We start from the raw sequence: 24,373 nt of genomic DNA on the forward strand, positions 1-24,373 counted from the left end.
CGTACGAGTTCTGGGGGAAGTATGCGTTTGACGAGTTTGTTCGTTACCAACCGGCTGCATGAGTGGCGTGAAGATCAGTACGTGGGTGCAGGCCTCGTACTGCACCAATTTGCAACCGATCTAATCGAGTACGTAGACGCCGATATCGACGCCCTTTCGAACCGCGTTCTCGCTACCAAGCAAGCCACCTATATCGCGCGCACTGTCCTGCCCATGATCAAAGAGCGAAGCCGTCCACTCATGGACAAACTTTCCGCGAAGGCAAACCGCGACCTTGAAGCGCTCGCTCACGAAGCCGCGATCTGGGCAGAGAGCCCCACCGACGAGCCTCGTGAGAGTTATCTTGAGGGCATGCCCGATGTGGCTCTTGCGGCAGGGCCAATAGCGGGCGGTGTCGCTACTGCCATGGCGATCCCGGCCGCTGCCGTCACTACGACCACCGGAATCTTCGGTTTCTTCGCAACCACGACGATCAGTTGGCCAATCGTGGCATCGGGCGGCCTGGTCGCCGGCGGACTGATCGCCACGGGCCTCTGGAACGCGAGCCGAATTACCGACAAGATGCGTGCTAGACTACGCAAAAAGTCCCGCGAGTTCATTCTCGCCACGGTTCTGATTGGTAAGAAGCACCCATCTCTACTCGAGCAATTTGCTCGCCACCTCGATGCGGTCGTCGAACGCGCGAGGACGGCTCGGTGAGCGTGATCGACAGCATCCTCCTTCGAACGATCCCCGAGGCCGCACGCATGGGGTTGGAGAGCGGCGATTTAGCAGTTTTCGGCTCGGTCATTCGTTCGTCAAAAACAGGACAGATCGCTTATCACCTCCAGGAGACGGGCATCATTGGAGACGCCGTCTCATCACTCCTGCAGTCGGGATTGTCTGGGCCTTTAGGCATGGCATCGCAAGTGGCCGGCGACGCTGCGCTTTTCCGGCAGGGCCAGAGGATTCAGCAAACAGTTGATCTTATCAGAGCCAGTCAGACGGCAGGAATGGTGATGTCCGGTGCGACCCTCGGCGTGTCCATTGTTGGTTTTGCCGTGATCGCCAACAAGATCGAGCGGGTCGAATGCCAACTTCACGATCTCCTTTCGCGCCAGGACGAACTTCGCGCGAAGGTCGGCGAAATCCTGGATGATCGGATGACTGAAGACCTGGTCCGTCTGCGAACAGCCGCGCAGCAGATGGAGGAAAGTTGGACTTTGCAGAACCCCGATGCCCAACTCGATCGGGTGGCAAACGAAGGGCATTTGCTGGGAAATCGCTTCTACGAGAAAGCGCGGACAACGCTCCTCGAAGCACCCGGAGCGATGGAGACTGCAGCACCTTTACTTGAAGCGTTCAGCTTGGCAAGCAACGTGCGTGTCGCCGCAAGAATAGCAGCGGACGAAGTCGAGGCTGCGGAAGGAGCCGCTGCTGCTGTTACCAGCCAGTTCGAGGCCCTAATCGACGCAAGCAATGCAACCTGCCCGCCCATCATCCTCAAGAATGCAGATCCTGATCTCGAGGGATTACCGGATAAGTTCGTAAGCGACTTCACGGCGCGGCGCGATATCGCCCGAAAACTACGCCTGGCTGGAGAAGCAATGGAAGGCTCTCAGGGCATCGCGAGCTTGTTACTAAAAAAAGGCGTCAGCGGCCGACGATATCTTGCCGAAGCGCGCGCCGAGAAATCGGCTCCGGTCTTGCTTTTAAACGCATGCAACTAGTCTCAACCCGCAGATCCGAGCTCTAGGTGCACCTCTTTCAATACAGATGACGTGGCCTCACCGATATCCACGACATTCCTAAGAAATCCTTCGAACCCTCCGGCCCGATACACCGGCAATACCGGCCAATCCAATAAGCGAACCGCCCCCTCGCGATAGAAAGCAGGACGAAAACTCGTATCGACCCATTCATGGTCGGGAGAAGTCATGTCTCCTTCTTCAGCGAGCCGGAGCATGCGCTCGTTGAAGTTGATAAGTGGCCAGATCTTGAAATCTTCCTGGTTCCACCATTCTCGATACCGCCGGTCAGGCGAGCCATCTGACTTGAGGTGTCTTGGCTTTGGAGCCGCAACGAAAATGCGTTTCCAAGCCGGTGAATTCAATGACCTACAAGCGACCAAATCGTCGTCTGACCGCACATCGATGACGCGTAAGTCTTCGAAAAGTGTGCCTCGATCACTCCGGTCGCATAAGTGCAGGATTTCCATTCATTCATTCCTCGGTGCGTTGATGTCAGGCCAGACGTTCCATCTCGTTGACGAGCCTTTCGAGGCGGCTTGCGCCATCACCTGGAATTTCCCTGACGAAGACATTCGCAAGCGATCGATAATACCAGAGCGTCCCGTCCTTCTTTCCCGTGAAGCGCTCCCATAGAGCCTCGCCATGCGCATGAAGATCGGCGACGATGGCGCCGGCATTGTGCGTCTTGTCGGCGAGGCTCACTTCTAACGAAGCCTTCGGTTTGGATGACAGGCTCTCGATATAGCTTTCCTTGCGCGCTCGCCACGGCGGTTTGGGTTCGACGTTACTGTCGGTGCAGTGATCGACGATCTCGGCGACCCGCGGCCCGAACCGCCGCTCGATATCCGCCAGCCTCGCCGCACCACCCTGATCCTCGACTGCATCGTGCAGCAACGCCGCAATCGCCTGATCCTCGTCGGCACCATTTTCGATGACGATCGAGGCGACACCGAGAAGATGCGAGATATAAGGGATATCGGCGCCCTTGCGCGTCTGCTCGCGATGCGCCTCGCTCGCATAGACCAACGCCTCGTCAAATCGTGTCGTCAGCATCGAACCTCCCTCATGCACAGGCCTTGATGGTCGACATCGTCGGCGTAATCGTTGCTCGCAACTGGGCCAGCAGTGCCGCTTCCCCCAAACTCAGGTCCACCGTCGCAATCGACAGGCGTTCATGACCTTGGACGATTCCGAAACCGCGCTGCAGACCAGCCTCCTCGCCTGGGACTGCCGGATAAAGAAGCATCAGCTCGCGCGCCTGATAAAGCCGCGCATAGGCCATCAGCTGGTAGATATCGCTCTGGCTGATCCCGCGTTTCCCGTCTGTCGGTTCGGCAAGACGCTTCCATTTGGTGTCGATGATCGCGACGATGTCCCCGCCGCGCTTGAGAATGAAATCGGGCTTCGTCTGGAAGAGATGACCGCTCGAGAGATGCTCTCCCGTATGGTGCCCGAGGCAGAAAGCCCTGCCCCCCTGCTCGGTCACGCTGATACCGGTGCCCGCAAAAGCCCGTCTCAGCATGGCGCCGACATAGGCTTCGAACAAATCGTTCATTGGGAACAACAGCGTAATCCCCGCCTTGCCTGGGTCGTGATGCGTCGCCTGCCAGTCGCGGCGGAGCAGCAGGGCAGCCAGGTCCAGCAACCCCCGCCAGCGACGATTGGTCCGATCGATGCGCACGTCCTGCCACGGTAGCTGCGAAACTGGGCATGTGCGGATCTCGGCAAAGGCGTGCCGTAGTTCCGACAGGCGCCGCTGCGTCTCGATGCTGCGCGCATGGTTGCCGAGGAAGGCGACAGAGGTCGCCATGATCTGCATTAGCGGCGTATTGGCATCGAGCTCGTCATAGCGGCAGGCGAGCCTGTCGGGCCGTACCGCGTGCACCGTGAACTGCCGGGTGACGTCGAGACTGCCGCGCATTGCCGCCAGATCGTTCTGCTGTGCCAGGTAGCGCCGCGGCAGGCCGCGCCGCACCTCGGCGAGCAACTGATCTGCAAAGACGCGAATGATGACGTCGAGCAGCGTATCGCCCTGCCTTGCGAGGTCGGACGCCGAACCCAGCGATAAGTCGAGCCCCAGCGCCACCTGCAGCATCCGCATCAGCCGCGAACGAACCGTCGCCGCATCCTCGTCTCCACCATCCGCAGGATCGACTTTTGGCAGGATCTCGAGACTACAGCCCTCCGCAGCGATCACCCCCACCATCTGCCGCACCGCGAGTTTCTTGTGCAGGTCGACGAGGATGTTGGTGGCGTCCTCATGCGCCTTGGGGTGCGCGCGCGCAGCGGCGAGCAGCGCGTCGGCCTCGCGGCGGCTGAAGCCGCCCTCGCCGACGGGCACACGCCCCCATTCGCGCACCGACAGATGCGTCATTCGGCAGCCTGCGCTTGGTCGTCCGCGGCACTGCCACCAACGAGCGCCTGATAAGCAGCCCGATCGAAATGCTCGCGCACTTTCCAGCTCTTGCGCTCGCCCACATCTTCAATCCCCGGCGGCGGCGCGAGCGTCGAGCCGGTGATGAAGCCATCGCCCAGCACCGCGTGGATCCGGCTCCAGTCCTCGAAAAAATATTCCTGCAGGAGCGGGATAACCTTGAAACGCATGACGTCGTCAATTGCCGCCTTGTCGCGACCACCCTCACCCATGAAGAATGCGTGGCCAATGGCATGTTCGCGATCGAGCAGATATTCGATCCTCGCGTTCATGGTCTTGAGCACACCCTCGAGCGGAATGCCGTCGACCTCGTCGGGCAGCAGCGAAGCGTCAGGCGCCATCTCCTCGAAGCGGAAACGCCGGCGGAGGGCGGTATCGAGCAGAGCGATCGAACGATCCGCCGTGTTCATCGTGCCGATGAGATGGAGGTTAGCCGGCACGCCGAATTCGCGCTTTGAATAGGGCAACGTGACGGTCAGTGCATTGTCCATCCCAAGCCGCTTGTCGGGCTCGATCAGGGTGATCAGTTCGCCAAAGACTTTGGAGATGTTAGCACGGTTGATCTCGTCGATGACGAGGACGAACTGCTTCTGCTCTCCGCCGATGACCTCTCCGCCCGAAATCAGGCCCGACAGGGCATCATTCTTGATCTGGCTCGACGCCAGTTCATAGACCGTCTTCTGGCTGAAACGCTTCTCATTGACGAGGTCGTAGCTGCGACCGTCAGGGTCGACCCAGAGCCACTTCACCGGGACACGGAAGACATAGTCGTCATTCTCGCGTTCGACGCGATGGAAGTCGCCACTGACCTCGCCAATCGCGCGGAAGAGAAGATTACCCTTTGACACGATAATCAGGTCACCTTCGCGCATCCGGTTACGCATGGTGAAAGCATGATCGATCACTCCGCTGTTGGGGTGTGGCGCGTCGCGGTCGGGGTAACGCTCGACATAGGCGTCGATCATCGCCCGCTTGTTTTCGAACTGCGGCTGTGACCAGTCCATCTCGCTGTCATCGCCAAGGTGGATGAAACCGCCTTCGATCGCCTCGTCGAAGAGGTAGTCGTCCGCGGCGTTGGCGACCTCACCCAGTGACATCTTGAAGATACGCCGGTCGCCAAGATCGAAATCCTGGCCCTGCGACAGTGTAGCGGCGCGTTCGGCCATCGATCGAAAGATCCCAGGCTCGGCGGCAAGCCGGAATCCTGACGACATGGCTTCGCCATCCTCGCCTTCCTGTGTTGGCCGGAGCCCCTCGACGAAGTCTTCATAACCGAAAGACTGGTGGAAGGTGACGAAGGCAATCCGCTCCTTCTTAACAAGCTCCTCGTAGCGCTGCATCAGCGCTTCGCGGGCGCCGATTTCGCCGTCGCCGCTGGGCAGCTCGCCGTCACAAAGCCTCACGGCCTCGCTCGCCGTCCGATAGGTTTTCCCCGTTCCGGGAGGACCGTAGAGGATGAGGTTGATCGGCTTCATGGTTTGGTCCTTGGTCGTATTGTCCGGGAAGAGGCGGTCGCGCCAATAGGGGTCGTTGAGAAACCAGTCGTAATCCTGGTCGACACCATCGAGCAGGAAGCGTCGTAGGCGGTCGGCAAAGGCGCTCTCTCCGGGGTCGTGAACGCGCCACACGGGCTCGTTATGGGTGTAGAAATACCAGGTACGAGGCTCGTCCCACTCGTCCCACTCGACGCCGACGCGCAGACCATCCTCACTCGCCTCAGTGATGGTCCCGAGCGCCCGAAAGCGCAGCGCGGTCACGCGGCCGCCATTGGCGTCGAAAGGAAGATCGTGGACCTGATGGAAATAGTCTCGCATCCCGATCCTGTCGCCAACTTCCATCGCCCTGACGCGATCATTGTTGACGCTGCCCGTATCGGTCAGAAGGCTCCACTCGTCTCGCTCGACGAAGCGGGGCAGCCCGTCCTCCTCGCCATAGCGCGCGGTGACGATCCACAGGGGCGTCGGATCAAGTTCGCCGCGATCACCCAGCCTGTTCTTGCAGGCCACCCAGATGAACCCCTGCACATCCCAGAGGTCGCGGGGGGCCCATTTCCATTCGTCGCGCATGACCCGAAAGATTTCTTCGGACTTCGCAGTGGCTTGATCGAGTTCATCCTTTGAAAGCGGCGACCACCCGAACAGCCGCTCGCCCTCGAGCGCCAGAAACAGGTTGTTAAATCGATCTGTTCGTAGACCGATGGCGTCCTCGGGGTGGGTTAGGGCAGAGATGAGGGTTGGGATCGTCCGGCTGTCGCTAAAGGGATTGCTCTTCTCATTCGCGAAAGCAGGCTCCCAAGTCCGTTCAACAAACTCGATGACGGCAGCCTGAGGGTCATCCGCAAGTGCAATGTCGGCTGCGGCTTCTTCAAGCAGCCCAGGATGCGCCCGGCGGCGTTCGCGAAGGCCGTCTGCCATGCGCCAGCCGAGGAGATTGCTCTCCAGGCCGCCATCGCCGGCAATGAGATCGAGCAGACGCCCACCAAGCGCCGCCTTGTCGTCGCGCATCTCGACGACCGCTTCGCGAGCAGCGTCAATCAGCGCTCGCTTGTAGCGATTTTCCTGCTCGTCGAAAGGAATGGAGCTCGCGAAACCGCCGTCTTCTTCGAAAGAAGGATAGGCCTCGATGAAAACGGCCTTCAACCTATCGAGAGCCCGCTCGTCGCTTCCCTTCATGTAGGTGTCTAAGAGGCTGGAAAGCTCCTCGCTATTCGCGAAGGTCACGAGACTTACCGTTCGAGGATTGTCGCCCCTATGCGTTAGCCGCGGAGGCAAATTGGAGTGTCGAGGCGCCGCAGGAACGTAGACCCTTCCATTGGCTCCAAAACCGTCACCTTCGAACCAGATTTGGGGACGCGCAGAGCCGAGGTCGAGAGCGATCTGCCGACCGTCGTCGGCTTCAAACGCGGCCATCTTTTTTGTTTTGGCGATCGGCTCACCGAACCGCCCTTCGAGCAACCTGAGCGCCCAATAATCATCCTGGTCGACATTGAAGCGAAATCGAGTGGCGGTGCTTTGATCCGCTCCGAAGCTCTGGGCTGGCGGCACCTCTGCGAGTTCGAGAAACCTCCTCCCCCGGAGAGCCTGACAAATGTTGGGCCATGCCGCATTCAGGCCTAGGGCGTCATTCACGTCCTTGACGACCAGCTCAACCGATTCTTCGTCCGCTTCGCGGGCAGGCTCGATATAGTTTTCGAGAACGTGGTGGCGGATCTTGTCGGCATCCTGCATCCCGATGCCTTCGCCATTGAGAAAGCGGCCATATTGGCCGAGCCAGCTGCGCCAACTGCCGAGGCGTCTCCTCGGCTTCTCCGATTCCGGCATCAAAATTTTGTAGCGGTCACCCCCGGCATCATGATCGACTCGCAACTCGGTTATCGCGTCCCGAATGTCGTCAAAACCCTTGGCAGCCCATGCCTCGTCTAGGTTCTCATAGGCGAAGCCAAGCTGCTGAAGGTTCTCTTCGATAGTCCGCACAGCATAGGACCGGGTTGCCCGCCCGGCTGCCGTATTCGCGCCGTTCGCCTCGAGCCATTCCTTGAACTCTTCTTCCCTCATTCAAGTCCCTCGTTGACTGCCTTGGCGGTCGTAATCAAAAACTGGAGTTCTTCGCCACTTTCCGCATTGAAAGCGAACAAACGCGGGTTCATCACAAGCATCGCCGAGATGTGTTCGCAGATGGTGCATGGCGGCGCGACCTGGAACAGCTAGGTCAACCGAGACCAAGTCCCAAACAGTGCAGCCACTCCCTGCCAGCTTATGTCGATGTTCATCGATCCATCATGGATGACACCAACTCCGCCCGGGGGATGCCGACGCACCCGGTGGTCGAAGCATAGAGGATCACAAGTAGTGCCCTAGGCCGCTTTGTCCTTCCCCTTGTTATTCACATATCGTAGCGCAGCATATAGGTCGGTGAATTTACGGATCGCCGCGCCATCGGGGCGGGCTTCATATTCAGGTAGTCCGACATTCGTGTGCCCCCCGTAGAGTTGCACACTCCCGCCACCGCGCTTTAAGCATTCAACTTCACCAAGCCGTTCATCCCCCTCGACAACGACCCACATTCGATGAGGCGAGGTCTCGACATAATCGAAAGTGTCCAGCGTACGGCGCACCCCGTTGATCGCAGCGGTTTCTTCGTCAGATGTTGATGGCGATTGGACTTCCACTTCTGCCGGCTTCGCAACATCCGAGCTACGGTTCTCACCAACCGACGTGGGCTCGTCGGCCGTCGTTGGCGATGGGGTGTCATCCTTCTCCGAGAGATGCGGCGCGCCTTCACTGTCGAGCGCCTGTTCGCGATGCCATCTATCTTCAAGTTCGCGAGACCAAGTCTCCAATTGCGCTAGGAGCTTGGCCATTGCGCGGTCAGCATCCTGCCACCAGTCCGTCGACCAGATGCGATGAATGTTCCAGCCGAGCCCCTCGAGAACACTCTGCCTGACCTGATCGCGATCTCGAACCGAAGGTGCATTGTGATAAGTCGCACCATCGCACTCGACGCCGGCGATATAACCGAGCGGCAAGGTCTTGTGCTTAATCCCCAAATCGATGCGATAGCCTTTCACACCGACCTGCGGCACGACCCGATAGCCGTGATGCTGGATGCGTTCGGCGACCATACGCTCAAAGTCGGATTCGAAATCTTTTTCCTGAGCGGTCGGATCATCCTCGACCGCGCCACCAGAAACGCGCGTAAGAAATGCGTGGAAGGCCACCAGCCCATCAGAAGAGCCCGGCGTGATCTTGATGTTGCCTGGCGCGAGCGAGGTGAAAACGCGCATCGATTTTTTCGCGCGTGATGCGAGGACGTTGAGGCGGCGGCCGCCATCTGGACGGTTGATCGGACCGAAACGCTGCGCAACCGTACCATTCTCGTCAGGTCCATAGACCGTGCTTATCAAAATGATATCGCGCTCATCGCCCTGAACATTCTCGAGGTTTTTTACGAAAAAGCTTTCGAGCGATCCGGCCCAGCGATCAATGTAGGAAGCGACTGTTTTCTGTTCGAGGGCGAGCCGTTCCATCTCGTTGCGGATGAGGTCGGCTTGCTTTGCGTTCATCGTGGCGATGCCGAGCGATTCCTCGGGATATTGGATCATCAATGAGACCGCTTCCTCGACGACGCGTCGTGCCTCCTCCTCGTTTAGTGAGCTGCGATAGATGCCACCTACATGCTCATGCCTTACGCCAAGGAGTGGGTCCTCGGGCCGCGGCGAGGGGAAAACAACGAGGCTGTCATCGTAAAATTGGCGGTTTGAGAACGCGATCAAATCCTCATGCTGGGAGCGATAGTGCCAAGACAATCGGCGACCGGGCAGTCGAGCTTCTGCAAGTTCGAGGATCGAGTCCTGCTGGACCTCCATCCCGCCATCATCATCATCTTTATCGGCGCTGCCATCGAAAAAGTCGGTCGGCGGAAGTTGCTTGGTGTCGCCTACAACCATGATCTGCTTTCCGCGCATGAACGCCGAAACCGCAAATTCGGGCTTCATTTGCGATGCTTCGTCGACAATGACGAGGTCGAAGTCTGCTGCCCCCGGCGGCACATATTGCGCGACGCTGCCGGGCGACATCATCCAAAGGGGCTTGAGCACCTGCAGGGCTTCAGCAGCACGGTTCGTGAGATCTCGAATGGGAACGTGGCGCGCCTTCTTCGACGCTTCGTTCTCGATCAACGAAAGCTGGGTCCACGTATATTTGGGGCCGGCCCCATTTCCTGAAGGCGCCTTGTCCTTTAGGCGCGCGGCGATGATGCGCTGGGCCTCGGCTTCCAAAAGCTGGCGATCTACTTTGCGGAACTCATCACGCACCCTGTCCATGGTCAGCCCGCTGAGACGAGCGAGTTCTTTTCCTTCACCGCCGACGTAGGCATCTAATAAGGCGTCCGCGATGGCCCCTTCAAAGACACGGGGTAAATCCGCGGCTTTGATCCAGCCGTCCTTCAACATCCCGATCAGAGCACTTGCCGGCCCTTCGGCAACCTCATCGAGCAAGCTCTGAAGGGCTGCAGCACGACGAAGGGCGTCATTGTCGGCCGCGATCAACGAGAGTGACCGCGCCTGCTCTTCTATAGAAGAAAGTCGCTCGTTTTTGGTCAAATACTGCAATGGCTGGACCGCGCAGACATCAAGGACTTGCTGCGCGATATCATCGAAGCCGGAAAGGGCGTCTCGGATAGCGGCGCAGGCTCCTTGGCACTCTTTTACGCGCGCCAAGGGCGTGTTCGCCTCGCGCAGAACATTCAGGACATTCGCGGCTTGCATGGTCGGATCGGATGACATGACACCAACCAATTGCAGCGCATCGATCAAGGGAGCCGCATCGAAGTCCGTCCCGTCGAAAAATGCCAGCACCGTCGGCTTCGCACCTTCCAACTTCTTATTCAATTGCTGCAGCTGGGATAGCTGCTCATCTAGCTGTCCGGCCGGGCTATTCAGAACCGTATGAGGGGCTAGGCCAATTTGGCGGCAACAATCATGCAGCGATTGCTTAGCGTCCAGCTCAGCAGAAATCTCTGGTTTCACGTCTGGGAAACCAGCCTGCTGCTTTTGCTCTACATCAAGGACCTCAATTGCTGCGCTCATCGATGACAGACCGGCGAAAATCGCACGCCTTTCGATGTCGCTCGCTTCGAGCAAGCCCTTTACTAGAGAAGCTTGGTCAAGCGCCACGAGCTTGGTCCAGGCTGACTGTGCCCGTTCGACGAGCGCGGGCAGGATAGCGGTATCGAGGTCGATGGTGATCTGATTTCCAGCACGAACGAGCGAAGTGGCCGCCAGATCATCAATGAAGCGCGTTTCACTGGCTTTGAATTGAGCTGCAGCACGCAAGCCCGTCACCATTTCCTCACGTTTACCAGTCATGCCGTGCCGACGTGCAGCGTTCACAAGGTCACGGTAGTTTCTTGAGAAAAGCCGTCCGAACCAGCCGGTTCGCTCGATCTCTTCGGCTTGAGCTTCGAGTTCATTGGACGTGAGGTCCAGGATCGAGAGACGGACGCCGGTCTGAGACAGGCGGTCTCGTTCCGCACGCAATTCGATCGCTTTTTCGTAGATTCGTGTAGCAGTGGTCGAAGCGGCATCGCTTAACAGTGCTGGGGTTACGAATGCTGCTGCCTGTCCATCTGGGTCGGCCAATTCGAGCAGCTCGCTGACCACTGCCTCCTTCGATTCAATATCGAGCTCTCGAAGGTCCACCCCCATCTTGGCAATCTGGCCCTGCGCTTTTTGAGCGTCTTCAAGAAGTGCCAGCTTGCGATGCAGGTCGGCGATCGCCGACTCCAGGTCCGACAGCGTGACGCCCTTCCCCGGTTTGAACGCCTCGAAAGCTTTGGCCAAGGACTGAACATCGTCGCTTTCGATATTCGAGGGTGTGGGATGGAAGTCGCGAAGCGATGTATCAAGGCGCTGGAACTGGCGTTGGGCCTCGACAAGATCCCGGCTCAGCCCTTCCTCGATCAAGGCCGCCTTAAATTCGCGTTCGCTTATGCGCTCCGATACTTCCAATTCGAGGAAGTCATTTACCCACCCCCTCAGATCAGAAAGCCGCTCCGGCGCGCGAAACCCGCTCTTGGCGCAGATTTGTTGACGTTGGTTCGAGACCTCGGTCAACGCGCTCGCTGCATCTTTGAGGGCATCCTGCTGCACCGTCTGATTGAAAGGCGGCAACGGGCCGCCGCGCAGCCAAGCATTGCCTTGAACTCCTGAAAGCTTCTCATCGTCTTCCCAGCTTTCTGAAAGCTTGGAGAGGCTAGAGAGAGCGGCGTCGTACTCTCGCTTTTCAAGGGCGATCGCGGTTGCTGAACCGATGGCCTGTCGCGCTTGAATCACAACCCTATCATCGAGCAAGGATACAATGCTCGTTCGACGCCAGAGCAGGTCAAAGCAGCGCTGGCCAAGCACGCCAAGAGGCTTGTTTATTAAAGAAAGATAGGTCCGAATCTGGTCACGCGAGGACTTCAATCGATTTCGAAGGCTTTCGGCTTCGGCCCAGCCCCCGCCCGACATGGCAAGCCGATCCCTGAGATCAGTTGCGACCTTCTTCTTAGTCAGGTTCTCGGAATGTAGATCGAGGAGCAGCGGGCCAAATCCCATCTTCTCCAATCGCTCGCGGACAACGTCCAAGGCAGCCTGCTTCTCGGCGACAAAAAGGACCTTCTTACCCCGGTCTAGCGCCGCAGCGATCACGTTGGTGATCGATTGGGATTTGCCGGTTCCTGGAGGACCTTCGACCGCGAGGGATGTGCCCTTCATCGCATCAACGATAATCGAATGCTGGGAACTGTCGGCTGGGCAAACCAGCGGCGGCGCCTCGCCCTTAATTTCGAGACTTTCTACATCGTGATCGCTCTGTAAGCCACCACCTTGCAACTTGTCGGTTGCGGCAAGGAGGCTCGCCAGCAGGTCGTGTTTACCGAAGGCATGATCGTCCCAGATTTCCGGATCCAGATCCCGCCAGAGCACCATGCGGGGGAAGGGAAGAACGGCCAGCGTCGCGAACCGACGTACACGGAAATTGGGCCGACCGGCCTCTTCGAGGACATTTTCCACCCTGCTGAAATAGGATGAGGGCTCCTCCTCCTCGCGCATCTCGGGAAGCTCGATACCATACGGCGGACGACGAAGTTTTTCGCGCAGGGCTATGTTGATCTCAGGCTCGTCGTCGCGCCGGGTAAGTTCGAAGACATAGCGCTGACGCTTGCGCTGACGCTCCAGATCCACGGGCATGAGGAATAGAGGAGCGAGCGACGTTCCGTCTCCAGCACCGTCGTCAGGATACTCGAGAAAGCCAAACGAGAGGAAAAGCGTGTGGAGTCCGGTCTGCGACTGGTGGCTGCGATAACGTTGCTCAATCGCTTTCAATCGGGTCTCAAGCTGCTTCTCTGTCAGCAGCACTCGAATATTGTGGTCATCGTGGTGCGCATCGTCGCTCTCATCGTAATCTTTCAATTCATAGGATGGGTCGAACCCGTGAGCTTTGGCCAAGGATCGAACATCGACTTTCTTGCCATACTCGATCTTCGGAAGCCCGAGCTCTTCCCTCACCCGGTAACGCAGAGCACGTTCGGCGGCTTGCCAAGCTACGACGTCGTCCTCATCGTCCGCAAGGTCGTCAATCGATTTGAGATATGCCACATCAGTCAACTTGGCCCGCTCTAGAGCCATCGTGAAATCATGGGTCTTCTCATCTGCCGGCGTGACGTCTTCGCCCGGTAGATGCTCGAAGCCCATCGCTCCCCTCCCCAGCGCGGCAAACAGCTTGTCGATACGTTCGTCGACGATCCGTAGCTGGCCAGCGGCGCGAGTGGAGTGCTTGAACGAAATCAAAGGATTTCGGCGACTGAGGTCGAGCAATTTCTCGCGCAGGTCGGCAATTGCCTCCTCCGCAAGTCGATACCTCCTCGCATCTTCCGGCGAGATGGGCTCTTGTGTGCGCTGAGGCTTGCTCAGACCAGACTGGGGGGCGTCAGCTTCAGTTTCAAGCTCGAGCATATCGAGTTGACCGTCCGACAGCGGTCGCCAGTCAGAAGAAACCTTTCCCCCCGACTCGAGCTCATCGATCCGGTTGTAGACCGATTTGCGTAGTTCCTGAGCGCCCTTCGTCTTTCGGCGAGCCAGTTCGGACAAAATTCTATCCAATTGGGCAGCGTCGTTTTGGGCGCTCTGGGCTCTCTCGTGAAGTTGCTGCAGACTGTCATTCAGATACGGACGCGACGACATATTGGTTAACAAACCCTTTTAATAAGCTCGGCGTTTTGACAATAAGCATCACCACCGTAACAACGCCAGAGGGAAGTGGGGTCGTTAGCCGATATTTTTGGCGCGCCCTCTTGATACGCGGATGGCGGCTTACCTTCCCCGATACCCCCGGCTTCGGATGGCTTGGCGACCGTCGGGATCTATCGCGTTTACCCGTTGCAAAGGTGTCATCTGCTCCCAGTCTCGAGCCGAGATCCGCGCAGGCCGTCCATCGCGAGCGCAGCGGGAAATGACTTGTAACTCCCGCCAGCCAAGACTCGCTGATCGCTTGGGGATGTCTCGCCCACCACTTAGACACAGCCATTCACGCGGAGCATTTTTCAAGACCGCTTGGCGGAGCTCATGTTCCGTCTTGTTCCGATACCGCGCGAGGTCAATCTCCAGCACCGAAACGCCAGTCAGTCGATAGGCCTCGACTTTCTCCACGGAACACGCGTGTGTCACCTTCACCTCGATGATGAGGTCATGTCCTCTTGATGACCCGACCAGGTCGGCTCTGTAGCCATCAATCCTATGTTCGAGACGAATGTCGTCGAGGAGCACAAACTTGTCGTGAAGCTTCCCCCAACCATCGGCATCCACACTGGCGATATGTAACCCCCCAGCGTCTTTGATGACATCCTTTGCAAATCTGTGCGCGAGTGTCTCGGTCCCGCCCGAGCACTCCGAGAAGGATGCATGAGCGAATGACCACGCTCTGATCTGCCCTTGCCTAGCTATCACCGGGTTGTGACATTTTGGGCATACGCATGAACATGCCGCGCCTCTGGGAACTTCGTCGATCCATCGATCATTCCCATCAGTTCCCTTTGCCACGACCATAAGTGGCTCATGATCGCCACCGCCGACTGTCAGACCTAAAGGATTGATCTCGGGCATCTGCTCATCATCCCGGTCAGCCAGCAAGTTGCAAGAGGAGATGCCTTACGTTTTTATGGGTAACGGGCAGAGCGCCAAAAGAAAACCACACCAGGTACTGGAGTAGTTATTCTTGGTTGGGCGACGACCACTTTCTTCTGAGAAGCTTGCACGCTACCTCTACGACGCTCGGATAAATTCAGGGGGCGTGTGAGCGTGGCGGATACCGACAACGATCAAATTGACGAGCGCGTGAACGCCTTCATCGCGCAGTGGCGCGAGACGGGCGGGTCTGAGATCGCGAATACTCAGAGCTTCATCAATGGGCTGTGCAACCTCCTCAATGTTCCTTCGCCCGACGGGAGCATGGCAGACGACGCCCGCAACGATTATGTCTTCGAGCGCGGAGTTTTTCAGGACAACGGCGACGGCACCCAGAGCTTTGGGCGCATCGACTGCTACAAGCGCGGCTGCTTCGTCCTCGAGGCCAAGCAGGGCAGCGCGGCCGACCGGAGTGCAGCCGATCGCGGCGAAGACGACCTCGATCTCTTTGGGCAGACCGCTGCCACGCGTGTGAAGCGCGGGACGGCCCGGCGCGGGACCGACGGGTGGGTCCGTGCGATGATCCAGGCCAAAGGGCAGGCCGAACGCTATGCGAAGGCGCTGCCGATTGATCATGGCTGGCCGCCCATCCTGATGGTCGCCGATATCGGCTACTGCCTCGAGGTCTATGCCGACTTCTCGGGGAGCGGGAAGGCCTACGCGCAATTCCCTGATCGGGCGCGCTATCGCATCATGCTCGAGGACTTGCGTCACAAGGAGGTGCGGGACCGGCTGCGCGATATCTGGACGGAACCGATGGCTCTCGACCCCACGGCCAAGGCGGCACGTGTCACGCGCGATATTGCCGATCTGCTGGCGACGGTCGCACGGCGCATCGAGAAGCGCGGCTCCAACGCCGAGAAGACCAGTGGCTTCCTAATGCGCTTGCTCTTCACAATGTTTGCCGAGGATAGCGGCCTTATCCCAGAAGGGAGTTTCACCGACCTGCTCAAGGGGCAGCGCGACCATCCCGAACATCTCGCCGACCAGCTTTCGGCGCTGTGGCAAGCGATGGATAAGGGCGGATTTGCTCCGGCTCTCGGTGTCCCGGTGCGGACCTTCAACGGCTATTTGTTTAAGGACACCAGCGCGATCCCGCTCGACGCCGAAGAACTGGAGGTGCTGATCAGCGCTGCAGAGCACAAATGGCAGCATGTGGAGCCCGCGATCTTCGGCACGTTGCTCGAGCGAGCGCTCAATCCAAAGGAGCGGGCCAAGCTTGGTGCGCATTACACGCCGCGCGCCTATGTTGAGCGTTTGATCGGGCCGACGATCATGGAGCCGCTGCGGGGCGAGTGGGACGCGGTTCGTGCCTCGGCAGCGGCTCTGATCGAGGAGGGCAAGACCGCGCAGGCGCGCAAGGACGTCGAAGCCTTCCATGCCCGCCTAGCGCAGACCAAGGTCCTCGACCCTGCCTGTGGCACGGGCAACTTCCTCTATGTCGCCATGGCGCGCATGAAGGAGCTGGAGGGCGAAGTGCTCGACCTGCTCGTCGAGCTGGGCGACCAGCAATATGTCGCCGAGATCACCGGCCATACGATCACGCCCGAGAACTTTCTGGGTATCGAAATCAACCCGCGCGCTGCGGCGATCGCGCAGCTGGTGCTGTGGATCGGCTATCTCCAGTGGCATTTCCGCGTCAATGGCAGACGTACTGCGCCGCCCGAGCCCATCCTGAAAGACATCCGGACCATTGAGAACCGTGATGCGCTGCTCGACTATGACGCAAAGCAGCTCAAGCGGGACGATGACGGCAAGCCGGTAACCCGCTGGGATGGCGAGACGATGAAACTCCACCCGGTGACTGGCAAGAAGGTGCCAGACGAGACCGCACGGGTAGAAGCCTATTGCTACGACAATCCGCGACCGGCGTCGTGGCCGAAGGCCGACTTCATCGTTGGAAACCCGCCTTTCATCGGTAGCAAGAGGATCCGCGATCAACTCGGCGACGGCTATTTCGAGGCTGTGCGCCAAGCTTTCCCCAAGCTGCCTGGCGATATCGACCTCGTCATATACTGGTGGGCAATTGGCGCCGCCAAGGTGTCCGAGGGAGAGGTCCGGCGTTCGGGCCTGATCACGACAAACACGCTGCGGCAAAGCACGGGTCAGAAGGTGATCGCAAAGGCCCTGAATGGCAGGAAGAGTGCCTCGTTAGTGTTCGCTGTGGGAGATCACCCATGGCGCGATGTGGAAACCGACGCTGCCGTTCGCGTTTCGATGACCGTGGTAGCGAAAGGTCGAGTGCCAGGTTCGGTTTATCAGGTCGACTCCGGAAGCGACGCTTCTCTGATCGATCACCGATATGGCTGGGTTCACGAGGACCTAACAATCGGCGTGTCTACCACTGATGCTGTGAAGCTACGCGCGAACCAGGACCTCAGCTTCATGGGCGTGAAGCTCGCCGGTGCTGGCTTCCGGATCACGGGAGAGGAGCGCGAGAAGTTGATTGAGGCTGGTGCCTCGGTTGATGCTATGCCGATATTGCTGGCGGGGTCGGACATCACGGGAAGACCGCAAGGACGCTACGTTATTGATGTCTTCGGTCACTCGGAGGAGCAGCTGCGCGAAGTAGAGCCCGCTCTCTACCAACACCTGTTCAATACCGTGCGCCCTGGGCGTGCGACCTTGAAGCGAAAGAGCTATCGGGACCTCTGGTGGATTTTTGCGGAGCCACGACCCGCAATGAGGTCAGCCATCGCAGGCTTGGGGAGGGTGATCGTCACCTCAGAGGTGTCGAAGCATCCGACATTCGCCTTCGCGCCAACCGCTGACACGCAGTTCGATGGCTCACTGATCGTTATCGCGAGCGATCAACCGTGGGTCTTGGGAGTGTTGAGTTCGCGGTTTCATTCAATTTGGAAGCACACCGCTGGCGGCGCACTTGAAGACCGACCGCGTTATCAAGTTGGTACGTGTTTCGACCCGTTCCCATTTCCCGACTGTAGCCAGGAACTTGCGTTGAGCCTCGCCGCTGAGGCGGAGGCACTTGATGGTCTCAGGCGCCAAGTGCTCAGCGATCACGAGGATTTGACGCTGACAAAGCTGTATAACGCGCTCGACCTTCTCAGATCGGGGCGAGAGCATTCGGCTTCGGACACCGACATCCACGATCGTGGCCTCGTGTCGCTCGTCAAGCAGCACCACGATGCTATCGATGCCTTGGTGGCTGAAGCTTATAAGTGGCCCGTCGACTTGAGCGACGAGGACATCCTCTCGCGCCTCGTGGCCCTCAACAAGGAACGCGCGGCAGAAGAGGCGAACGGGCTGATCCGCTGGCTCCGCCCCGACTATCAGGCGCCAGACTATCAGGCACCCGTCGACGGCACGCTCGACCTCGGCGAGGCCGCAGCGCCCGTGCTCGACAACGTCATCGCTTGGCCCGAGACGCTGCCCGAGCGCTTCAGCGCCGTGCAGGCCATCCTCGCCTCGGCGGAAGCGCCGCTCGCCGCCCAGGACGTCGCGCGCACCTTCAAAGGCAAGCGCGCGGCCACCGTCCGCCCCGTTCTTGATGCGCTGACCGGCATCGGCATGGCCCGCCGGCTCGAGGACGGCCGCTACGCCGCCTGACCCGGCTCTACCATTCCTCCGGAGAGAAAAGAGGGATCGGCACCCCAACGCCGATCGAACATGAAAGAAGCGCAATTCCGTAAAGCTGAACGCATCAGTTTTACGGTAATTTTTGCACCGCACACCCTCATGACCAGCCGTTCACTTTTACGGCTGAAAAGTCGGGCGTGGGCGACCGCGGCGGTGCGCTGGTCGGGACTGATCTAGAGATCAGGGTTAACAGTTAAGTAACTAATTTTATTTTGTGAATCCCTTTTCGACCCCCTTGGGCGACTGATACAATTCGTCTCAAGGGGGAAGTCGAATGACTGAGGAGGAGACTGATCGCGACTGGCTGATACGGCGCATGGCGAAGAAGGCCCAGCTCGAGGAAGAAGACCTTATTCGAAGCGTGGTGCGCATCCGCCGGCCCGTCGATGATCACGAGAAGAAGCGCGGCGGCGCCTACTCACTGCCCGCCGACTTCCGTTATCCGGTCGCGTACGACGGCCGCCCGATCAGCGCGTCGGGCAAGACTAGCTTCCACTTCAACCTAATAAGCATCTCCAAGACGGCGACCTACGGGGATAACAAGCCTCCTTTCGTGACGGTGATCAACTCGGGGACCGGCAGCGGTCAGGTCTCAAAGCCCGGTGACCATGAGGACTATATCGGCCGCGACGGTGCGGTCATGGAGACGGGGACTGAGGGCTACGGCGACTATATCGAGGCCGGAGCCTCGGGGACCCGCGCCATCATCAGCAACATCTCCACCGACCCTGCGGCGCGTAAGCGCTTCTGGGATGCGGTCGTGCGGGCGGAGCGCACTCCCCGGCGCGATAGAATGATCATCAACCTTTCGAAGATCCCTGATCAGTGGCGGGTGCGCGCAATCAACCTGCTCGCAAAATGTAAGGATCTGTCACAGGACGATCGTGCCAAGCTTGAAGAGGTTCTCGAATGGAAATGGTCTGAGCCGACTGTCGAAATCGACATCCCGCGCAAACATTTTTACCAGTTCCGCGCAAAACTAAAGCGGCAAAGCATCTGGACCGAGGAAGTGGCAGGGCTGCGTCCGGGGCGAGGCGGCCGCGTCCAGTATCGCATCGTGGCAGAGTTACCCGATGGCCTTTCGGATGAAGCGCGTCTCGAGATACTACGAGCCTTTTCGGCGCGCCTTGATGCGCTCAATGTGATGTACACCGCGGTTATCCACGAGCCCGACGAGCACAACGACCGCCGCAATTATCATCTCCACATCGCCTTCTACGACCGACCCTGCGAATATCTCGTTGAGGAGGGATGCTGGGACTTCGAACTTCGCACGCCGGTCCCAGGGCAGCGTGGTCGGTCGAAGGCGGCAAAGCGCCAGAATAAGAACAAAGTGATCGCACAGCCGGCAGAAGGCCAATCTGTTAAGGATCACGGTCGCGAATTCATGAAGTCCTTACGATCGGACTACGCTTCAATCTGTAATGTGCTGCTCGCTGGCAGCGGCAGCAATCGCCTTTTCGACCCACGCTCGTTCGAAGCGATGGGGATCGAGCAGGAGCCGTCCGTACATCTCGGTCGTGCCGAAAAGCTCGACAGCGCGGGCGTTCCGACCAAGGACGGCGTCCTCAATGCGGAGCGCACTTGGCAGGGTGCATTCAAACGCGCCGAGGAGACGCTCAAGGCGTCGATGGCCGAGCGCACGAGGGCTCTTCAGAGCGGGGAAGAGGCTATCGGCGCGCTAAAGGCGCAGAACACATCCCACACGAAGGCGGCCGATCTGATCAGCTCGTTGGCGAGCCTTCGGGAGATGGCAGGCGATCTTTCGCGGTGGGAGCGTCAGGCCATGCAGATCCAGCTGACGAAAGGAATGCTGTATTCGCGGGCTCACAAGACGGAACAGAGATGCCGCCGACAGCTCGGCGGCGACGCGGGAACGAAAAGCGAGCGGCAGCAAAGCCAGATTGCTCAACGGCTGAAGGAGGCCGTGGCATATCGCGAAATGCTCGATCGCGAGTTCATGATCGATCTCCAGCGTGCGGAGTTCGACCATGCTCGGCTTGAAGCCCTTCAAGCGAAAGCGGCGCGCCTGGTAAAGCAAATCGACGCGCTGACCCAAGCAATTGGCGAAGCGCCATCGACCAGAGAACTTCTTGTCGAACCCACCGGTATCGCCAGCGTCGAGAAGAGGTCGCGCCTCACGAAACGCGAACGCGACCAGGTGGGTAAGATGTACGAGGATTTTTCTTCCTACGAAAGGCGATGGGATGCCATAATCCAGAAGATCATCGACGATGGCCTGCCGATCCAGCCGCCGGCCGAAGCCGGCGCTCCATACACGGTGCCAGGGATCGCGAAGGCCGATCTCGATATTTTGCTCAACCCGATCCTGGATCAGCGAACGCAAGCACGTTTGCGTGGAATATTCGAGAGCCGTCTGGAGCGCGGCGAGATCGGTGGCCCTGGTGCTGAGGCTGAAGCCGTCGCGGAGATCACGCCACCTGTTCAGGTCGTACCACGAGTGGAACAGCCCCCTGCACCGCTGGATGGCAAATGGGATCAGCTTAGAGACCAGGCGCTTGCGAAGCATGCTGAGGATCGCAACGACGCAATCAACCGTGTCGCGATGCGTATCAAGGTGGCGCAGAACGACAATTTCGCGGTGACCTTTGTCGATAATGTCCCACGCCTGGCTCTCAGCGCGTTTAAGCGTCTCACACCCGAGGACCGCCATTTCGCGAAATACATGAAAGACCCGATTGATGAGCGTTTCACCACCTACCTCATCGAGTGTCGCAGGCGCTTTAGCGACATCCTCAAGAATAACCCAAGCGCCTGCATAGTCGGCGGCCAGCGCATATTGGCCCTGATGAAAAACTTCCCGAGAGACCTCCATCCGCATCTGGATTGGTTAGTCGAGGATCCAACGCTGAAAGCGGAATTCGACCGCATGCGGGAACAGGCGAGAGCGGCACGCAAGCTGGAAGCCGCAAAGCGGTCTCAAGATGCATCACGCGGACCGGGGATTGAGTCATCGGTCGAGAAAATCGCGCCCGACCTGGCCCCGGATATTCAGCCTGGAGAAAACGCGCCGTCAGCCACAGATCCAAGTCCGGACTGTGAACGCTGGAAAGATCTCCAACGAGGCGGCGGTCGTGGCTAACGCCGCACAACAAAGAAGATTCAAGGGGAAGAGAGGGCTTATTGACTAAGCCAAAAGTGATGAAACTCCTGGCGGTCGCGACCTCGGGCTTGGTCGGCGCGACTGCTGAAATAAGTCAGAAAGTACCAAGTCAAATGAATGCTATCCCAACTCCGATCGACCGTCTCCCACTCGATCCGATCCCCGAGCCACGAGATCAAGTGAAGCGCCTGATGCTCGCCGTTGGCATGCTGATCGACGGGGTGGTCGATCAGAAACCCGAGACATTCCACCCATACCTCAGACACAGCGTGATGTTGGCAGAGGCAAATGCCGTCGTGCTCGGCACGACTTGCCAACGGCCCTTCCTCATCCGCGAGGGCTTGGCCGTGGCCAATGCGGTCACGTGCGACCTGATCATCGTGCGGGCGTCCGACAAGCCGTGCCACGCAACATTCGACGCCAAGCTGCTGGGCGATGACCGCCTGCTGATGGCCTATCGGCTCTGGATCCCGCGTCCGACGGGCACCGCATGGTTGATCCCATCGGTCGGGGAAGGTCCTTGCGTGCGGCTCGAGCAGGACGGGCTGAGCATCGAGGAAGACCCACCCTATTTGGACTGGGCCGAGAAACACCGCGGCCTCGAATTCGGCGCCGAGATGCTGCAGATTGCAGTGGCGGGGTGGTTCTGATGCCGAAGCCGAAGATCAAAACGCCGAAGACCGTCGCCATCAAGTCCTTCTGGGACGGGGATCCCGATGACGCTTTCACCTTCGCTCGCCACAACTGGGAGGCAGGCAAGGGGGCGCGCGAGTCAATCTCGCCCAAAATCCTCGCCAAGCGCCGTCCTGCGGCGAAGGAGGGTGTGATCGATACAGCAGAGCGCGTGGAGGTTCTCCTGCCTGCCGATGCGCCTCAGCTCTATGCTGACGTCGATTTCCTCGTGCAGAACTTCGAGGATGGCTACCCGACCGATGAGAGCCTTGCGCTGGCGCAAGTTACTCTGCGCTTCGAGGAAGCGCCGAACCTACATGCCCCCTATGAGGCGGCGCGGTCCTGGGTACGATCCGAATATGTCGACAGCCGAGGGCTCCCGGTCATCCTCGTCCTGCATGCACCCTTTCGCAAGGGCAGCGACAATCCTCCTCACGCGCATGCCATGGTGCTTCCCCGGCGGCTAACCCGGTTCGGCTGGGGCAAGATCGACGTCCGGATCGGCAATGACCGGGATCGTCGGTCGGCCAAGGAGTCGTGGTTGGCCTGGAGCAATCGCGCAGTCGGTTGACCTGAATTTGGGGCGCTTCGCTGTCGATAGCGGGGCGCCCCGACTTTTTTCAAAAATCGACAAAGTGGCCTTGCGCGATTTCCGGACCGCAAGGATAATATACGTACGGGAACTGGGATTTTTCATGAATTCAAGATGGAGAATTTTGATAGGAAATTAGTAAATGAAAAAAACGAGGTCAGGGAAGTTTCCAACTCCCGCTGAGATCAAGAAGACAATCCTAGGAGTGAGATCATCAGGACTTGATGTTTTTCAGGTTCAGGTCGGCTCCGATGGATCAATCACCATATCCAGTAGCGAAAATTCGCTAATCGCATCGCGTGACGACTTCGAAAAGTGGGAGTCACGTCTGTGATCGACGGCGTCCATTTCGTGAAGAAACGCAACGCCTCGGGCATCTGTTGGTATGTATATGCCTACCGCGGCGGACCATGCGTTTTGCATACGAAAGGACGCGCAAAACCGACGCTCGGCACTAAAGAGCTCGCGGCGATCTTGAAGGCGCAAACGGATCGACATGCCCCTCGGGCGAAGACCTTGTCATACCTCATTTTGAGGTGGACGGGGACAAGTACGAAGGCGCCCAGCCCAGAATGGGCATCCATGGCGGATAGTACCAAGAAAACGTGGGGATCGGCGCTCAAGCGTATCGATGAAAAATGGGGGACTGTTCCGCTCACCATCTTCGACGACCGCCGGATGATCTCGAAGATCGTCAAATGGCGTGACAGCAGAGCTGATACCCCCCGCGCAGCTGACCAAGGTGTCACCGTACTCCGAGCGCTTCTCAAGTACGGTATCCAGCTTGGTCTACTATCGATCAACGTCGCTGCCGACATCGGGAAGATCTACCAAGGAGGACAGCGCGAAGAGATCGTCTGGACTGAAGAGGATATGGCCGCCTTCGAGAAGGTAGCGAAGGAGCGAGGCGAAACTCACGTCTGGGACGCGCTTAGGCTATTCGCCATGACAGGATTGCGGCGTTCTGATGGCTGCGCCCTCAAATTCTCGGACTGCAGCCAGTTCGCGATTATCAAGAAGACGGCAAAGAGCCGCCGGCAACGTCGCCGCTTCGTCTCCCTCCCACGCATTCCAACCTTGGACGCGCTCCTGACCGAGCTCGAAGACCGGCCACGAGCAGAAGGGGTAAACAACGTCATCGTCACCTCGGAGGGGCAACCCTGGAGCCCTGACCAACTGTCCAAGGCTATCCACAAGATCCGAGACGAAGCCGATATCGTTCATGTTGATGAGGAAACAGGCAAGAGGCGCAAGAAGCACCTGCACGATGTGCGGGGCACCTTCGCCACGTTCCTGATGACCCAATCGGACCTCACGGACATGGAGATCGCGGACGTCATGGGCTGGGCGCCCGAAGAAGTTTCACGCATCCGCAAAGTCTATGTTGACGACAGTGCAAAGGTCGTGGCAATCGGCCAGCGGATCGCACGCGGTGTAAACCGGAACTGTAAACCGGCGTGATCACAGCGATCGGTCAGCACGAAATTTGGCGGAAATCCGCCAC

Annotated in this window: 13 protein-coding genes; 7 read left to right on the forward strand and 6 right to left on the reverse strand. The window is 58.9% G+C overall.

Annotated features, from left to right (window positions below):
* The first annotated feature begins 21 nt into the window (after nt 1-21).
* Complete coding sequence (locus NNY25_RS09160) at nt 22-699, forward strand: hypothetical protein (RefSeq protein WP_265571052.1); 678 nt, start codon at nt 22-24, stop codon at nt 697-699.
* Complete coding sequence (locus NNY25_RS09165) at nt 696-1,709, forward strand: hypothetical protein (RefSeq protein ID WP_265571053.1); 1,014 nt, start codon at nt 696-698, stop codon at nt 1,707-1,709. The genes NNY25_RS09160 and NNY25_RS09165 overlap by 4 nt, the downstream gene beginning before the upstream one ends.
* Before the next feature lie 2 nt (nt 1,710-1,711).
* Here the strand turns inward: NNY25_RS09165 and NNY25_RS09170 are convergent, their stop codons facing one another.
* The 6 genes from NNY25_RS09170 to NNY25_RS11655 form a co-directional block, all read right to left on the reverse strand.
* Nucleotides 1,712-2,197 (reverse strand): hypothetical protein, encoded by a 486-nt coding sequence (locus tag NNY25_RS09170; protein WP_265571054.1) that lies wholly within the window; start codon nt 2,195-2,197, stop codon nt 1,712-1,714.
* Between the two features lie 25 nt (nt 2,198-2,222).
* A complete protein-coding gene (locus NNY25_RS09175; protein ID WP_265571055.1) occupies nt 2,223-2,783 on the reverse strand; it encodes an HD domain-containing protein in 561 nt (186 codons plus the stop codon).
* Between the two features lie 10 nt (nt 2,784-2,793).
* The gene (locus tag NNY25_RS09180) at nt 2,794-4,104 is read right to left on the reverse strand and encodes an McrC family protein (RefSeq protein ID WP_265571056.1); all 1,311 of its coding nucleotides are present in this window, start codon (nt 4,102-4,104) and stop codon (nt 2,794-2,796) included.
* A complete protein-coding gene (locus NNY25_RS09185; RefSeq protein ID WP_265571057.1) occupies nt 4,101-7,718 on the reverse strand; it encodes an AAA family ATPase in 3,618 nt (1,205 codons plus the stop codon). Before NNY25_RS09185 ends, NNY25_RS09180 begins: the two co-directional genes overlap by 4 nt.
* Nucleotides 7,719-8,017: 299 nt before the next feature.
* Nucleotides 8,018-13,885 (reverse strand): DUF4011 domain-containing protein, encoded by a 5,868-nt coding sequence (locus NNY25_RS09190; RefSeq protein WP_265571058.1) that lies wholly within the window; start codon nt 13,883-13,885, stop codon nt 8,018-8,020.
* Nucleotides 13,886-14,014: 129 nt separating this feature from the next.
* The gene (locus tag NNY25_RS11655) at nt 14,015-14,803 is read right to left on the reverse strand and encodes a competence protein CoiA family protein (RefSeq protein WP_420854340.1); all 789 of its coding nucleotides are present in this window, start codon (nt 14,801-14,803) and stop codon (nt 14,015-14,017) included.
* Nucleotides 14,804-14,998: 195 nt separating this feature from the next.
* Here NNY25_RS11655 and NNY25_RS09195 point away from each other — a divergent pair, with 195 nt between their 5' ends.
* From NNY25_RS09195 to NNY25_RS11605, 5 genes are all read left to right on the forward strand, one after another.
* Nucleotides 14,999-18,451 carry a class I SAM-dependent DNA methyltransferase gene (locus tag NNY25_RS09195; protein ID WP_265571059.1) on the forward strand — a complete coding sequence of 1,151 codons (3,453 nt, stop codon included), beginning with the start codon at nt 14,999-15,001 and terminating at the stop codon, nt 18,449-18,451.
* Nucleotides 18,452-18,755: 304 nt separating this feature from the next.
* Entirely contained in the window at nt 18,756-21,584 is a 2,829-nt protein-coding gene (locus NNY25_RS09200) for a MobA/MobL family protein (protein ID WP_265571060.1), read from the forward strand.
* 59 nt (nt 21,585-21,643) lie between these two features.
* Entirely contained in the window at nt 21,644-22,255 is a 612-nt protein-coding gene (locus tag NNY25_RS09205; protein ID WP_265571061.1) for a hypothetical protein, read from the forward strand.
* On the forward strand, nt 22,255-22,848 hold the full coding sequence (locus NNY25_RS09210) for a hypothetical protein (protein WP_265571062.1): 594 nt from the start codon (nt 22,255-22,257) through the stop codon (nt 22,846-22,848). Before NNY25_RS09205 ends, NNY25_RS09210 begins: the two co-directional genes overlap by 1 nt.
* A 351-nt stretch (nt 22,849-23,199) precedes the next feature.
* Nucleotides 23,200-24,330 carry a tyrosine-type recombinase/integrase gene (locus tag NNY25_RS11605; protein ID WP_265571063.1) on the forward strand — a complete coding sequence of 377 codons (1,131 nt, stop codon included), beginning with the start codon at nt 23,200-23,202 and terminating at the stop codon, nt 24,328-24,330.
* Nucleotides 24,331-24,373: the final 43 nt, after the last annotated feature.

It is taken from the genome of Sphingomicrobium nitratireducens (assembly GCF_026157035.1).
GTDB classification, from domain to species: domain Bacteria; phylum Pseudomonadota; class Alphaproteobacteria; order Sphingomonadales; family Sphingomonadaceae; genus Sphingomicrobium; species Sphingomicrobium nitratireducens.